Raw genomic sequence first — 15,860 nt, 5'->3', positions numbered from 1 at the left:
AACCGGCCTGCGCAAGGCCGGCGACAGCGGGGCGTCGAAGGAAGTGCGTGCCCATGAGCAGCAGAAGGATCATGAAGGCCCTGGCGCTTGTCACCGCCGCCTGCGCCCTGATGGGCACCGGCGCCATCGCCTCGGCGCAGCAGCCCGACGCCGCGAAACAGGGCACCACGCAATCTGCGCAAGGTGGCCAGCAGGCCAAGGATCAGGGCAGTGCTAAGCAAAAGCAGACGCCAAACGACGGGCAGACCGCTGCGAATACCGCCCAACAACAGGATGACGCGGCAAACCAGGCACCTGCGAATGTCAATGGCCAGACTGACCAAGGCGACCAGACTGGTCAGAACGGCGTCGCCCCGCAGGATGACCCGCCCGCAAACCCTGTACCTTGCACGCCGAAGGATGACACCAATGACTGGGGATTCAATTGGAGCCTTGATGCCTCATGTACGCTGCATATCACCGGACTTGGAAGGTTCGCGAGAACCCTTGGCATTGGTAAGGATTGGGCAGGAGAGAACGGCAATTTCAATGTCAATGATACCGTCGTCAAGATCAGCGTGGACACCATGGAGGCTTCTCATTTGCCTGAAGGAGAAGTCATTGTTGGGTCACAACTGTTTGCGAACATGCCTAATCTCACCTCTATTGAAGGACTCAACAAGCTTGATTTCAGCCATACTGGGGCTATGGACTACATGTTCTACAATGATCCTAAGCTTAAAAGCGTGGATCTGACCGGCGTGGATACTCACAAAGTCACCGATATGCATTCCATGTTCGCAGGTCCTGAGACCAAGAAGATAGACGAAAATGGCCATCAGACCGAGAAAACGGACTATGCTTTAAGCAGCGTGACCTTCGGCCCTGATTTCGACACCTCAAGCGTCACCGACATGAGCTGGATGTTCGAGAATTGCGAGAACCTCACCACCCTTGATCTGAGCATGTTCGACACTCACAACGTCACCACGATGAAATCCATGTTTGACACTGACAACGTGGACAACGGCACCGATAATCCGGCGATGCACTATTACGCCTTCAAGGGCAAGCTCAGGAGCATCAAGTTCGGCCAGAAGTTCGACACCTCCAAGGTCACCGACATGAGTCAGATGTTTTCCAGCGACAATCAGCTGGAAAGCCTTGACGTCAGCCACTTCAACACCGGCAACGTCACCACCATGGCAAGCATGTTCAGCAACCTCGCGAAGCCGACCGTCATCGACGTCAGCGGGTTCGACACCAGCAAGTGCACCAACATGGCCTTCATGTTCAACGGGGACCTGAATGTGCTGAAGCTCGACGTCGGCGGGTTCGACATGAGCCACGTCACCACCACCGAGTGCATGTTCCAGAGCTGCCAGTCGGTGACCTCTCTGGCCGTCAGCGAATTCGACACCGCCAACGACACCAGCATGCAATATATGTTCTTTGGCTGCAAGGCCCTGACCACACTCAACGTCAGCGGGTTCAACACCGCCAAGTGCACCAGCATGAAACGCATGTTCGCCGGCGACGAGAACCTCATCGCCTTGGACGTCAGCCATTTCAACACCTCGCTGGTGCACAACATGGAGGGCATGTTCGTCAACTGCTTACAGGTGACCAACCTGAACGTATCGGGATTCGACACCGGCAACGCCATTGAGATGGCCAGCATGTTCGCCTATGACTGGCACGTGGCCGAGCTTGACGTCTCGCATTTCAACACCAGCAAGGTCGGCACCGTCGCCGACAAGGACAAGACCTGCAACAGCACGTGGGACGGCAGCTATAACACAGACGGCTCACCAGCGTATCAGTATACGTGCAACACCACGATGGAGGAGATGTTCACCAACTGCTACAAGGTCACGCATATCAATGCCGGCGCCTTCGACACCTCGAATGTCACGGGCATGAAGGACATGTTCAGCCGTGACGATTCCATGGAAAGCCTCAACCTCGGCAGCTTCGACACCTCCAAGGTGACCGACATGGACAACATGTTCTCCCAGATCAATATCGGTCTCAAGGTCATCGTGCTCAGCCAGGATATGCGTGTGCCTGCCGGCACGACCCACAAGAATATGTTCCTCGGACTGGATTACGTTCCCGACTGGGTGCAGGTCGATCCGCCGGGCATCGCCACCGAGAGCTGGCCATGGGGACAGATGGTCGGCGGCGCCGGCCTGGCGCCCGATTTCCCCACCTCCGGCAACGCACAGCGCACGGGGCCCACCACCTATGTGCACGACGGCTGGGTGGCCCTGAAGTTCGAGCCCAACAATCCGGCCAACGGCGGCAATTCGTCCAGCATGGCCGGTGTCACCGGCACGATGGACGTCTACGCGGCCAAGCCCGGCGCCACCCTGGATGAGATGCCGGTCAACCACTACACCATCGCCGGCCGTCGCTTCGTGCATTGGAACACCAAGGATAATGACTCCGGCAGCACCTACAAGGTCGGTGACTCCTACACCGTTCCCTCCTCCACCGACAAGAACACGACGATATCGTTCTACGCCCACTGGTTCACCCTGCCGGCCCAGCCGCTCGTCACCAAGGTGGAGCAGGTGGGGCATGCGGTCAACGGCTCGATACCCACTGACGGCAGCGCCAAGGTCAATGTCACCGTCAAATATACTGCGCCGGAAGCGACGAACACTGCTGCAACGCTGAAGATCTATGCCAAGCCCGGCCGCAACAGCTTCCTCACGGAAGCCGACGTCTTGAAGTTCCCCATCATCTCCAAGACCGGTGCCGATATACCAAGCGGCACGGCGGGCGACGAGGTGACTAACACCTTCTCCGTGAAAGCGTCGGACATCAAGTTCCTCGACAACTACCCGGACTTCAACTGGACATTCACTGTCATCGAGAATCTCACCGGCGTCGACGGCGAGCAGTCCGACTGGAAGGCCTACTACGGCGCGGGTTCGCACCTCGATTTCGCCCCGCCCGTCATCAAGGCCGACGCCGAGTGCTACCGGGTAACGGGCAAGAGCACCGACGCCATGACCGGCCTGCTGGCCGACAACAAGACCGGACTTACGGCCCCCACCGCCTCGGACGGCTGGGACACCAGTGTCTCCGGTGAACCTGCGGCCCCGGCGTTCCCGCACCATGAGAAGGCCGGCAATTCCATGACCTTCATGTGGCCGGACGAACCCGGCAGTGAGCCAGCGACCGCATCCTCCGACCCGCTCAACGGCAAGTGGAGCGTGCACGTGGATGACATCACGCAGCTCACCGAACCCGTCGGCATCGTGTCCACTGACAGTCTTGGCAATCAGTCCTACCCGACGACGGTGCAACTCGTGTTCACGCCCGTCATCGATAAGGTGACCAGCCCCACCACTGTCAAGGGTGAGCTTCCGGCCGGATCTATGGTGAAGGTCAAACTTTCGCATCTGGCGCCTGTCGGCGACTCGTGGACCAAGCTCGACCTCGGTTTCCGCCCGCTGCGCAACAGTCTGCCTGACAATCGCAGTGATCTGACCAATATGGGCACGACGTTCATCAGCTTTAGCAGAGGGCTGTGCAGCGCGTCCACCGACGTCGGCTGCGCCGATACCACCGTGGCCGAGACCGGTGACGAAGCGACCGCCGTGGTCGATGTGCCCGTCGACGCCTCGCACCCCTTCACCCAATACCCAAGCCTGGAATGGACCATCGAGGCCAGGGCCGAGGTTGGTGCGCAGTCGAGCGGCGTCGCCAAGATGCACCAGCTGCTCGATATGGAGCCTCCGAGCATCGCGCCGACGAAGAACACTTTCAACACCAACGAGAAGGTCACCGGCCAGCTGTGGAACTCCACACGAACGGACAATGAGGCGCCTGCCTGGACCGTTGACCACGACTCGGCTCCGGTCAATCCGGCCCGCGGCCCCGAACTCGCCGCCAAGCTCAAGGTCACCTGGCCCGACGGCACCACCGCGAACTCGGATGATGATCCGGGTGTGGTGAGCGTGGACGGCAACGGCGGCTTCTCGCTGACCGTGCCCGACGGCATGAAGGCCGGCACGGCGGAGCTCTATGCCACCGACACCAAGGGCAACGAATCCTACAGGGGCTCCGTCGAGCTCAAGCTGCCCTACGTGATGCTTGGCAAGCTGCCATTCACCGGCTCCGATTCGGCCCGGACACGCCTCGTGCTCGGCGCCATCACGCTGGCCATCCTGGTGACGGGAGCGGTCGTCAGTCGTCGAAGGCTGCGTCGCCGCCTCTAGATTTGCCCACCTTGGCCGATAGGATGGAGGCAGAACGAAGGCGGAGCCATGCGGTTGCGCCGTGGAAGCCAGAAGGAGCGCATTGGTGGTCGAATCGAAGAACAAACCCGGGTATACCGACCAGTCGCTGATCCGCAACTTCTGCATCATCGCCCACATCGACCACGGCAAGTCCACGGTGGCCGACCGCATCCTCCAGTTTTCTGGCATCGTGCCCAAGCGCGAGATGCACGACCGCTTCCTCGACCGCATGGACATCGAGCAGGAGCGCGGCATCACCATCAAGTCGCAGGCCGTGCGCGTGCCGTGGACCTTCGACGGCAAGGAATACACGCTCGGCATGATCGACACCCCCGGCCACGTCGACTTCACTTACGAGGTCTCGCGTGCCCTGGCCGCCTGCGAGGGCGCGGTGCTCCTGGTCGACGCCACGCAGGGCATCGAGGCGCAGACGCTCTCCAACCTCTACATGGCCATCGAGGACGACCTCACCATCATCCCGGTGCTCAACAAGATCGACCTGCCCAGCGCCGAGCCCGACAAGCACGCCGAGGAGATCGCGAACCTCTTGGGATGCAAGCCCAGCGATGTGCTGCGCGTCTCCGGCAAGACCGGCGAGGGTGTCAAGGACCTCCTGGACCAGATCGTCCTCGAGATCCCCGCACCACACGGCGACGCCGAGGCCCCGGCCCGCGCGCTGATCTTCGACTCCGTCTACGACTCCTACCGCGGCATCGTCACCTACATCCGCATGGTCGACGGCGAGCTCAAAAGCCGCGAGAAGGTGCACATGATGGGCATCGGCATGACCCACGAACCCATCGAGATCGGCGTGATCAGCCCCGACATGACCCCCACCAAGGCGCTCGGCGCCGGCGAGGTGGGCTATGTGATCACCGGTGCCAAGGACGTCAGCCAATCCAAGGTGGGCGACACCGTCACCTCCGCGCTGCGCCCGGCCAGCGAGCCGTTGCCCGGTTATCGCGACCCGCATCCGATGGTCTACGCCGGCATCTTCCCGATCGACAACGCCCAGTTCCCCGAGCTGCGAGACGCGCTCGACAAGCTCAAGCTCAACGACGCGGCCCTGACCTACGTGCCCGAGACCTCCGTGGCGCTGGGCTTCGGCTTCCGCTGCGGGTTCCTGGGCCTGCTGCACATGGAGATCGTGGTCGAGCGCCTCAGCCGCGAGTTCGGCCTCGACCTGATCTCCACCGCGCCCAACGTGACCTACAAGGTGACCGCCGAGGATGGGGTGGTGCACGAGGTCAAGAACCCGAGCGAGTTCCCCGACGGCAAGATCAAGAGGATCGTGGAGCCCATGGTCGCCGCCGACATCATCGCGCCCAAGGAGTTCATCGGCTCGGTGATGGAGCTGTGCCAGGACCACCGCGGCGAGATGGGCACCATGGAGTACCTGAGCCCGGAGCGCGTCGAGATGCACTACCGCATCCCGCTGGCCGAGATCGTCTTCGACTTCTTCGACCAACTCAAGAGCCGCACCAAGGGCTATGCCTCGCTCGACTACCATGAGGACGGCGAGCAGGCCGCGGACCTCGTTAAGGTCGACATCCTCATCCAGGGCGAGAAGGTGGACGCGTTCAGCGCCATCGTCCACCGCGACAAGTCCTACAGTTACGGCGTGATGATGACCAAGAAGCTGCAGAAGCTCATTCCGCGCCAGCAGTTCGAGATCCCCATCCAGGCGGCCATCGGTTCGCGCATCATCGCCCGCGAGAACATCCGCGCGCTGCGCAAGGACGTGCTCGCCAAATGCTACGGCGGCGACATCACCCGTAAGCGCAAGCTCTTGGAGAAACAGAAGGCCGGCAAGAAGCGCATGAAGATGCTCGGCCATGTCGAGGTGCCGCAGGAGGCGTTCGTCGCCGCGCTGTCCACCGGCAGCGCCGGAGGCGGCAAGTCCATGGACATCGACACCAAGAACAAGATCCGCGCCGCCGAAAAGGCCGTGAAGTAAAGCAGCCGGCGGGACCGAGCGCGAAAACCGCCATAAACGAGCCGCTGACGCGCGCCAAGCGGCTCGTTTATGGCGTGATTTTCAGGTTGCGCCATTTTTACGCCGCTGAGTGCGTGTCAGCGGCTTGTTTATGGCGCAAATCGGGTGGTTGGATGATCGGCGGGTCGTACGGAAAGAAGGGCGGCATCCATGACGATGGGGTTGGACGAGGCGATCCGGGTGCGCCATGCCGTGCGGCACTATACCGACAGGCCGATTCCACCTGAAACCGCCGATGAGCTGCAACGCACCATCGACCGGTGCAACCGCGAAGGCGACCTGAACATGCAGCTGAGACTCAACGACCCCGCCGCCTTCGAGGGGTTCCTCACCGACTACGGCATCTACCGGGGCGCGCGCAACCTCGTCGCCATCGTCTCCGACAAAACGCCCGACTGGGAGGAACGCTGCGGCTACTACGGCGCGCATGTGCTGCTGCGGGCCACGCAGCTCGGCCTCGACACCGGATGGGTGCGGCAGTTCGGGCGGCACCTGCGCAAGCACATCGCGCTGGAACAGGGGGAGCGGCCGAGGTTCGCCATCGTGATGGGCTATGGCGTCAACCATGGCCACCAGCACAAGTCCAAGCGCTACGACCAGGTCGCGCGCGTGCCCGACGGCATGGCGACGCCCGCCTGGTTCCACGCCGGCATCGAGGCCGCGTTGCTCGCGCCCACCTCGCTCAACCAGCAGAAGTTCACATTCGTCCTGCATCCCGACGGCCGCACGGTGGAGGCCAAAGCCGGTTTCGGCCCCTGCACCCGTACCGACCTCGGCATCGCGAAATACCATTTCGAGATCGGCGCCGGTGGCGATACGGATTTCATGTGGACGTGAATGCAATCTCGTTTTCCATCTTACCGTTTACGTTCTGCGTTATTTGTCAAAATGCACGTCACTGCCGAAAAGACGGCGCCAATCCTCGACGATTTCGTCAAAGTTCTGTCTGATTGCAGTTTCGATAAGCTTGACATGCTTCGTCGAAAGGTGGCCATGGTTATGAGCCACAGCCACCGTGCAGTCACTGTGCAGAACAAAGCGCGCACGGATCTCTTTGAGATCCGTGCGCGACGTGGACATGGACGCCATGCTCTTTGTTGAGCGTGCTGAAGTAGATGCTGTAGCCGGCGAGGAAGAAGACCTCAGGCCTGGGCGTATTCCCGGTCGATAGACCTGAATTCGTCGATCATGGGCTTGACGCGGTCGAACCAATGTTTGAGGAAGGAAACGCCTTCCTTGCCGAATGTGGAGGAGACGATGTTGCCGTGGTTATCCATCAGTGCTGTGCGGTCGAAACCCTGTTCGGAGATGCGCAGCGAGTCGTTGTCCCACTGGGTCTTGATGCCGTCGATGATGAACACGTTCTCGTCGCTCATGTCTCCTCCTTCGTATGTCTCGACTTGTTTTCCATTATAACGTATGCGTTGGTTGGGATGCGCGAAATGTGTGGCCTCAAGCTAGACTGAAACGTTATGTTCGAAGTGTATATTCATGTGCCATTCTGCTACCGGCGGTGCGGATACTGCGATTTCAATACGTATACGGCTGTCGATATGGGTGGAGGCGCCTCACGTGGCAATTATGCGAACCTTGCCATCGGCGAGATGCGGCTGGTGCGCGCGTGGCAGGAGCGGCACGGCATCGACGAGCCGGCGGCGTCGACCGTGTTCTTCGGGGGAGGGACGCCGACGCTGCTGCCGGCCGAGGACCTCGGACGGATGCTGCAAGCGGTGCGTGAGACTTGGGGCATCCAGGATGGCGCGGAGGTCACCACCGAAGCCAACCCCGACACCGTCGACGAGCGATACTTGGAAACGTTGGCCGCGGCGGGGTTCACCCGTGTCTCCTTTGGCATGCAATCGGCCGTGCCGCATGTGCTCAAAACGCTCGACCGCACGCATACGCCCGCCAATGTCGTCGCCGGAGTCAGGGCGGCGAACAAGGTCGGGCTGCGCTCCAGCGTCGACCTCATCTATGGGGCGCCCGGCGAGAGCATGGACGATTGGCGTACGTCCGTCGAGACGGCCATCGAACTGGGGGTCAACCATATCTCGGCGTATGCGCTCACTGTCGAGCCGACCACGAAGATGGGCCGGCAGATCAAGGCCGGGCAGATCGCCAAACCCGATGACGACGACGAGGCGGCAAAATACGAGCTCGCGGACGACCTCTTCTCACAGGCCGGGTTGCAATGGTACGAGATCTCCAACTGGGCGCGGCCAGGCTATGAGAGCCGGCACAACCTCGGATATTGGCGCAACGTAGACTGGGCGGGCATCGGTCCGGGAGCGCATTCGCACTACCGCACCTCCAACGTCGGCGCGTGGCAGGAGCATGCGGACGGCGGCGCTCGCGATGTCGACGAGAATGGGTTCAGGAAAACCGGATTGTCACAAGCGGGCAATGATGGTCCGGCGATGGGCGCGGATTCGGGCACGTCGTTGGCCGGTGTCGAATCGTATGGCGTCGAAGCCGAAATCGACGATCGCACGTCCGACGGCTCCCATGGCGACTGCATACGGCAAAACAAGCGTTCGCACGACATCGCCGGGGAGGATGAATCCAGCGATATCGGCACCCCAAGCAGCGGCAACGTTTCCGGTGTCGCAGGAAGCGGCCTTGGCGACTGTGTCGACAACGAAACCGGCGGGCGCTCGGACGACAACCAGTTCGGCATCCGTGCCTGGGACATCGCTCACCCGCGAAAGTGGGCCGAGGCGATGGCTGCCGGAGCCGTGCCGTGGGCTGGAAGCGAAGCCATCACCCACGGGGAGAACCTCGAGGAAACGGTCATGCTCGGGCTGCGCCTGCATGAGGGACTTGACATCTCGCGCGTCGAACAGGCTTCCGGGCGTGCGGTCGACGGTGCGCGGCTCGCAGGCATCGAACGTGACGGGCTGATCGAGATTCGCGATGGCGGCCGCATCGTCCCCACGCGCCAGGGGAGGCTGCTCAATGACACGGTCATCGCCGAGGTGCTCGACATCTGCGGTTGGTAATGCCGGCGTTGTGGCATCGGCACCGAATCGACGTGATGGCTTCATCTCCGTAGGCGGATAATGGCGAACGCGTCGAAAAGCAGATAAATGGCGTAGGAATGCTGCTTTTGAACGCCGCTGACTGATTGACTGCGTTCAAAAGCAGAAGATTCGGGGCTGAAGTCTGCTTTTCGACGCCGGATATGCGGAGATAATCACATAATTCACCGTAAAAGTGTGATTGGCTCTGCAGATGAGGCGAGGAATAGTGCGACGTCGCAATAACTCATCCGAATCGATAGCCTCGTGTCCATAATGTGGAAGAATCTGCACGAAAGTGGTCCTCGACACATTCGTGCCATAGCCGCACGCTAGTCTGTGAAAGCACTCGCTTCCGTATGGCGAGGCGAGAGAAACAAGAGGTGATGGTGATGAGCGACAGGACCCCACTCGATTTGAGCATCCACCGTCCGCAGGGCATGTACGATCCCGCGGCCGAGCACGACGCGTGCGGAGTCGGCATGGTCACCACCCTCAACAGGAAACCGGAGCGCAGGATCGTCGACGACGCCATCGAGGTGCTCGTCAACCTCAACCACCGCGGGGCCGTGGGCGCCGAGGAGAACACCGGTGACGGAGCAGGCATCCTCATGGCCATGCCCGACGAATTCATCCGTTCGGCCGTGGGTGACATCGAGCTGCCGGAGCAAGGCCATTACGCGGCCGGCATCGCCTTCCTCGACCGCGACCTCGCCAGGTCCAGTGCCCAGAAAAGCCAGATCGCCGGCATCGTGAGCGAAGAGGGGCTGCAGGTCCTCGCGTGGCGCACGGTGCCGACCAATCCGGACGGACTGGGGCTGCAGGCGCTCGCATCCATGCCGTCCTTCGAGATGCTGGTGATGGCCTCCGCGCCGCGGGCCGGCAGGAGCCTGGGCGGCCTCGACCTCGAGCGCAAGGCCTTCCGCGTGCGCAAGCGCGTCGAGCATGAGGCCGGCGTCTATTTCGCCTCGCTTTCCGCCCGCACCATCACCTACAAGGGCATGCTCACCACGATGCAGCTGACGAGCTTCTTCCCGGACCTCACCGCGGCAAGCATGAAGACCACCATCGCCATCGTCCACTCACGCTTCTCCACCAACACGTTCCCGAGCTGGCCGTTGGCACAGCCGTTCCGCATGATCGCGCACAACGGCGAGATCAACACCATCCAAGGCAACCGCAACTGGCTCTCCGCGCGCGAGGGCAGCTTCTCCAGCGAGCTTTTGGGCGAATTCGAGCCGCTGCTGCCCATCGCGACGCCGGGCTACTCCGACTCCGGCACCTTCGACGAGTGCCTGGAACTGCTGCATCTGGCCGGGCGCAGCCTGCCGCACGCCGTGCTGATGCTGCTGCCGCCCGCCTGGGAGAAGGATCGCACGCTTGACCCCGACATCCGTGCGTTCTACGAATACAACAACAGCCTCATCGAGCCATGGGACGGCCCGGCCGACATCGTCTTCACCGACGGCACCATCGTCGGCGCCCAGCTCGACCGCAACGGCTTCCGCCCCGGCCGCTGGCAGGTCACCGACGATGGCTACGTGGTGCTGGCCAGCGAGGCCGGCGTGCTGCCAGAGACCGATCCCAAGCGCATCACGGCCAAGGGGCGGCTCGAACCGGGCAAGATGTTCCTGATCGACACCGCCGCAGGGCGCATGGTCCCCGACGAGGAGATCAAGCGAACGCTCGCCACCGGCCATCCCTACCGCCAGTGGATCGAAGGCAACGCCGTGCGCCTTTCCGACCTGCCAGCGCGCGAGCATGTGCGCCATTCCAACGTCTCCGTCGTGCGTCGCCAACGCGCGTTCGGCTATACGCTGGAGGACCTGAAGATCCTGCTCGCCCCGATGGCCGACACCGGCAAGGAGCCGATCGGTGCGATGGGCAACGACGCGCCGCAGCCGGTGCTCTCCAAACACAGCCGCATGCTCTTCGACTACTTCACCCAGAAATTCGCCCAGGTCACCAATCCGCCGCTGGACTGGGAACGCGAGGAGATCGTCACGTCGCTGGCCTCCGCCATCGGCCCGGAGCCCAACCTGTTGGAGGACCAGGAACTCTCGGCCAAGAAGATCGTCATCCCCGACCCAGTCGTCGACTCCGACGAGATGGCCCAGCTCAAGCGCCTCGACCGCGCCAAGGTGCTCGGCGGCTACTACAAGCCCTTCGTGGTCCACGGCCTCTACCAGGTAGCGGGCGGAGGCAGGGCCCTCAAGGCGAGGCTCGACGAGATCTTCGGAGAGGTGGACCGGGCCATCGCCGACGGCAGGAACTTCATCGTGCTCTCCGACCGCGACTCCAACCACACCTGGGGGCCGATCCCGTCGCTGCTGCTGACCAGCGCCGTGCAGCACCACCTGCTGCGCACCCACACCCGCACGCAGGTCTCGATGGCCGTCGAGGCCGGCGACGTGCGCGAGATCCACCATGTCGCCCTGCTCATCGCCTACGGCGCGGCCTGCGTCAACCCGTACCTCGCCTTCGAATCCGTGGAGGACCTCGCCCGCGGCGGATTCCTCAAGGTCGACGCCAAAACCGGCCTGGACAACCTGCGGCACGCGCTCTCCACCGGCGTGATGAAGATCATGAGCAAGATGGGCGTCTCCACCATCATGAGCTACCGCGGCGCGCAGCTCTTCGAAGCCGTGGGCCTCAACCGGGACGTCATCGACGAATACTTCACCGGCACCACCTCGCGCGTCGGCGGCATCGGCCTCGACGAGATCGCCGAGGAGGTCGCCACCCGCCACCGCGTCGCCTATCCGAACCAGTGGACCGCCACCCCTCACCGCAGGCTGAGGCTTGGCGGCGAATACAAGTGGCGTCGCACCGGCGAGGACCACCTCAACGACCCGGAATCCGTGTTCCTGCTCCAGCAGGCCACCCAGCGCGGTGACTACGGCCTGTTCAAGCGCTATTCGCGGCACGTCAACGACACCTCCAACCGGCTGATGACCCTGCGAGGGCTCATGAAATTTGCCGGCGGCCGCAAGCCCATCCCGATCGAGGAGGTCGAGCCGGAAAGCGAGATCGTCAAGCGCTTCTCGACCGGCGCGATGAGCTACGGGTCCATTTCGCAGGAGGCTCACGAAACGCTCGCCATCGCGATGAACTCCATCGGGGCGCGCTCCAATTCCGGCGAGGGCGGCGAGTCCGACGACCGCATCGAGGACCCGAAGCGCTCCAGCCGCATCAAGCAGATCGCCTCGGCGCGTTTCGGCGTCACCAGCGACTATCTCGTGCACGCCACCGATCTGCAGATCAAGCTCGCCCAAGGCGCGAAGCCCGGTGAGGGCGGGCACCTGCCCGGTGCTAAGGTGCCGCCGTGGATCGCCAAGGTGCGCCACGCCACGCCCGGCGTCGAGCTCATTAGCCCGCCGCCTCACCACGACATCTATTCCATCGAGGATCTGAAGCAGTTGATCTACGACGCGAAGATGGCCAATCCCAAGGCCCGCATCCACGTCAAGCTCGTCTCCGAGTTCGGGGTGGGCACCGTGGCGGCCGGCGTGGCCAAATGCCATGCCGACGTGGTGCTCATCTCCGGTTCCGACGGCGGCACGGGCGCGGCGCCCCTGAACGCGATCAAGCACGCCGGCACGCCTTGGGAGATCGGGCTTTCCGAAACCCAGCAGACGTTGGTCTTGAACGGCCTGCGTTCCCGAATCGTCGTGCAGTGCGACGGCGAGCTCAAAACCGGCCGTGACGTGGTCATCGCCGCGCTGCTGGGCGCCGAGGAATTCGGTTTCGCCACCACGGCGTTGATGGCCGAAGGCTGTGTCATGATGCGCGCCTGCAATCTCAACACCTGCCCGCAGGGTATCGCCACCCAGGATCCGGAGCTGCGCGCGCGGTTCACCGGCAAGCCCGAATACGTGGTCAATTTCTTCATGTTCATCGCCCGCGAGGTGCGCGAGCTGCTGGCACAGCTCGGTTTCCACAGCCTTGAGGAGGCGGTGGGCCACGTCGAATGCCTCGATCAGGACGAGGCGGTGGAACGCTGGAAATCCAACGGTGTCGACCTGTCCAACGTGCTGGCCCAATCCGGACCGACGCCCGGAACGATCCTGCACCAGACCATCGCGCAAAACCATGAGCTCGACCAGGCGATGGACAACCGTCTCATCGAATTGGTCAAGCCCGCGCTCGAGCATCTCGAGCCGGTGCGCCTCGACCTGCCGATCCGCAACGTCAACCGCACCGTCGGCACGATGGTGGGCTACGAGATCACCAAACGCTACGGCGCCAAAGGCCTGCCCGACGACACCATCGACATGACCCTGCGCGGCTCCGGCGGCCAGTCCATAGGCGCGTTTATCCCGCGCGGCGAGACGCTGCGCATCCACGGCGAGGTCAACGATTACGCGGCAAAGGGCCTGTCCGGCGGACGCGTCATCGTGCGTCCCGGCGAGATGGCGGACGGCTTCGACCCGCACGTCAACGTCATCGCGGGCAACGTCACCGGATTCGGCGCCACCAGCGGCGAGATGTACGTCGCCGGACGCGCGGGGGAGCGATTCGCCGTGCGCAACGGAGGCGCCACGTTCGTCGTCGAGGGCGTGGGCGACCACGGCTGTGAGTACATGACCGGCGGAACCGTGGTGGTGCTCGGCCCCACCGGGCGTAACTTCGGCGCCGGCTTCTCCGGAGGCCACGCCTACGTGCTCGACCTGGATATGGGCAAGGTCAACCCTGGTGCGGTCAATTCCGGTTCGCTGCTCTTCGAAGCGCTGGACGATGCCGAAGCGCGGCATGTCCATCAGATAATCAAGAAGCATGCCGAGGAAACCAGATCGACCTTCGCCCAGGATCTTCTGGACGGTTGGGAACACACGCGGACCCGGATCACCCACATCGTGCCCAGGCAGTTCGTGGCGATGCGGGAGGCGATGGACGAGGCCCGTGCCAACGACGTCGATTTCAACGCGCCCGGCGCGTGGGACCACGTCTACGAGCATGTGATGGAAGGAGCGGCGCGATGAGCGACCCGAAAGGATTCCTGAAAGTCCGTACCCGCCACGAGGCGCAGGACAGGCCGGTCGCCGAACGCATCCGCGACTGGAACGACGTGCACGCCCAGTCCGGCTTCCAGCCCTGGACCCAGGAGCAGGCCTCGCGCTGCATGGATTGTGGCACGCCGTTCTGCATGACCGGTTGCCCGCTGGGCAACATCATCCCCGACTTCAACGACCTGGTGCGCCAGGGCAAGTGGGAGGAGGCCTACCAGCGGCTCTCCATGACCAACAACTTCCCTGAGGTCACCGGCCTCATCTGCCCGGCGCCCTGCGAGCAGGCCTGCGTGCTGGGCATTCACCAGCCGCCGACCATGATCAAGGCCGACGAGCAGGCCATCATCGACCAGGCATGGAAGCTGGATTACGTGAAACCCATGCCCCCTCAACGCCTGAGCGACATGACCATCGCCATCGTAGGTTCCGGCCCCGCCGGCCTCGCCTGCGCCCAGCAGCTGACCCGCGCCGGCCACACTGTCGTCGTCTACGAGCGCGACGACGAGATCGGCGGCCTGATGCGCTACGGCATCCCGTCCTTCAAGCTCGACAAGCACCTCATCGACCGGCGCGTGCGCCAGATGGAGGCCGAGGGCACCGTCTTCCGCACCAACATGGAGATCGGCAAGGACGTGGGCTGGGACGAGCTGCGGTCACGCTACGACGCGGTGGTCGTCGCCATCGGCTCCCGCGTGCCCCGCGATGTGACGGTGCCGGGCCGCGGGCTCGACGGCATCCATTTCGCGATGGACTTCCTGCCCGATGCCAATCGACGCGTCGAAGGCAAGGAGCCAATCAACGGCATCGACGCCAAGGGCAGGAGGGTCGTCATCATCGGCGGCGGCGACACCGGCTCGGACTGCTTGGGCACCGCCATCCGCCAGGGCGCCACGAGCGTCACCGTCCTGCAGATCAATCCCCAGGAGCCGACCGAGCGTCCGGACAACCAGCCATGGCCCACGTATGCGCGCCTCTACCAGCCCACCACCTCGATGCAGGAGGGCGGCACCTATGAATACAACACCGATACCATCAGCTTCACCGGCATCGAGGACGTCGCGGGATCGGAGCGCGTCACGCTCGACGACACCGGCCTGGCCAGCGGATTCGCGGCCGATGGGTCCGGCCATGTCACCGGCGTCAAGGTCGTCGATGTCAGCGGCGGCAAGGATGGCGGGCGCGGGCATGTCGCCGGCACCGAGCGCGTCATCGATGCCGACCTGGTGCTGATCTCCACCGGATTCCTCCATCCCGACACGGAGAGCCTGCTCGATCAATTGCCGGTGGACCTGGACGGCCGTGGCAACGTGGCGCGCAATCCGCAATTCGAGACCAACCAGGACGGCGTCTTCGTCTGCGGCGACGCCGGGCGCGGCCAAAGCCTGGTGGTCTGGGCGATCGCAGAGGGCCGCAGCTGCGCCTCCGCCGTCGACCGGTTCCTGCAGGGTGCGAGCGAGCTTCCCGCTCCGATCGCCACCACGCAGAAGCCGATGAGGCTATAGCCGCTTACATTTTTCCGAAGCCGCGAAAAAATGTAAGCCAAACGAACATCGTCAGATCGCCACGGAATCGCGTTCATCCTTGGAATGACGCGGTTCCGCCGATT

7 protein-coding genes are annotated in these 15,860 nt (G+C 63.1%); 6 read left to right on the top strand and 1 reads right to left on the bottom strand.

Annotated features, from left to right (window positions below; translation table 11 throughout):
* Positions 1-53: 53 nt before the first annotated feature.
* From PT282_RS04290 to PT282_RS04280, 3 genes are all read left to right on the top strand, one after another.
* Positions 54-4,211 (top strand): BspA family leucine-rich repeat surface protein, encoded by a 4,158-nt coding sequence (locus tag PT282_RS04290; protein ID WP_277168320.1) that lies wholly within the window; start codon positions 54-56, stop codon positions 4,209-4,211.
* 85 nt (positions 4,212-4,296) lie between these two features.
* Positions 4,297-6,189, top strand: coding sequence for a translation elongation factor 4 (gene lepA / locus PT282_RS04285; RefSeq protein WP_277168319.1), 1,893 nt, complete (start codon positions 4,297-4,299; stop codon positions 6,187-6,189).
* Between the two features lie 189 nt (positions 6,190-6,378).
* On the top strand, positions 6,379-7,065 hold the full coding sequence (locus tag PT282_RS04280; RefSeq protein ID WP_277168318.1) for a nitroreductase family protein: 687 nt from the start codon (positions 6,379-6,381) through the stop codon (positions 7,063-7,065).
* Positions 7,066-7,370: 305 nt separating this feature from the next.
* On the opposite strand, the gene PT282_RS04275 is transcribed toward PT282_RS04280, so the two are convergent.
* Complete coding sequence (locus PT282_RS04275) at positions 7,371-7,604, bottom strand: hypothetical protein (RefSeq protein ID WP_277168317.1); 234 nt, start codon at positions 7,602-7,604, stop codon at positions 7,371-7,373.
* Between the two features lie 96 nt (positions 7,605-7,700).
* Here PT282_RS04275 and hemW point away from each other — a divergent pair, with 96 nt between their 5' ends.
* The 3 genes from hemW (at position 7,701) to PT282_RS04260 (ending at position 15,756) form a co-directional block, all read left to right on the top strand.
* Positions 7,701-9,227 (top strand): radical SAM family heme chaperone HemW, encoded by a 1,527-nt coding sequence (gene hemW, locus PT282_RS04270; RefSeq protein WP_277168316.1) that lies wholly within the window; start codon positions 7,701-7,703, stop codon positions 9,225-9,227.
* A gap of 410 nt (positions 9,228-9,637) precedes the next feature.
* Positions 9,638-14,227 carry a glutamate synthase large subunit gene (gene gltB, locus PT282_RS04265; RefSeq protein WP_277168315.1) on the top strand — a complete coding sequence of 1,530 codons (4,590 nt, stop codon included), beginning with the start codon at positions 9,638-9,640 and terminating at the stop codon, positions 14,225-14,227.
* Positions 14,224-15,756 carry a glutamate synthase subunit beta gene (locus PT282_RS04260; protein ID WP_277168314.1) on the top strand — a complete coding sequence of 511 codons (1,533 nt, stop codon included), beginning with the start codon at positions 14,224-14,226 and terminating at the stop codon, positions 15,754-15,756. Before gltB ends, PT282_RS04260 begins: the two co-directional genes overlap by 4 nt.
* The last annotated feature ends 104 nt before the right edge of the window (positions 15,757-15,860 follow it).

This window comes from Bifidobacterium sp. ESL0763 (genome assembly GCF_029433395.1).
GTDB lineage: Bacteria > Actinomycetota > Actinomycetes > Actinomycetales > Bifidobacteriaceae > Bifidobacterium.
The sequence above is the reverse complement of the archived record's forward strand: the minus strand, read 5'-3'. Positions and strand labels throughout refer to the sequence as shown.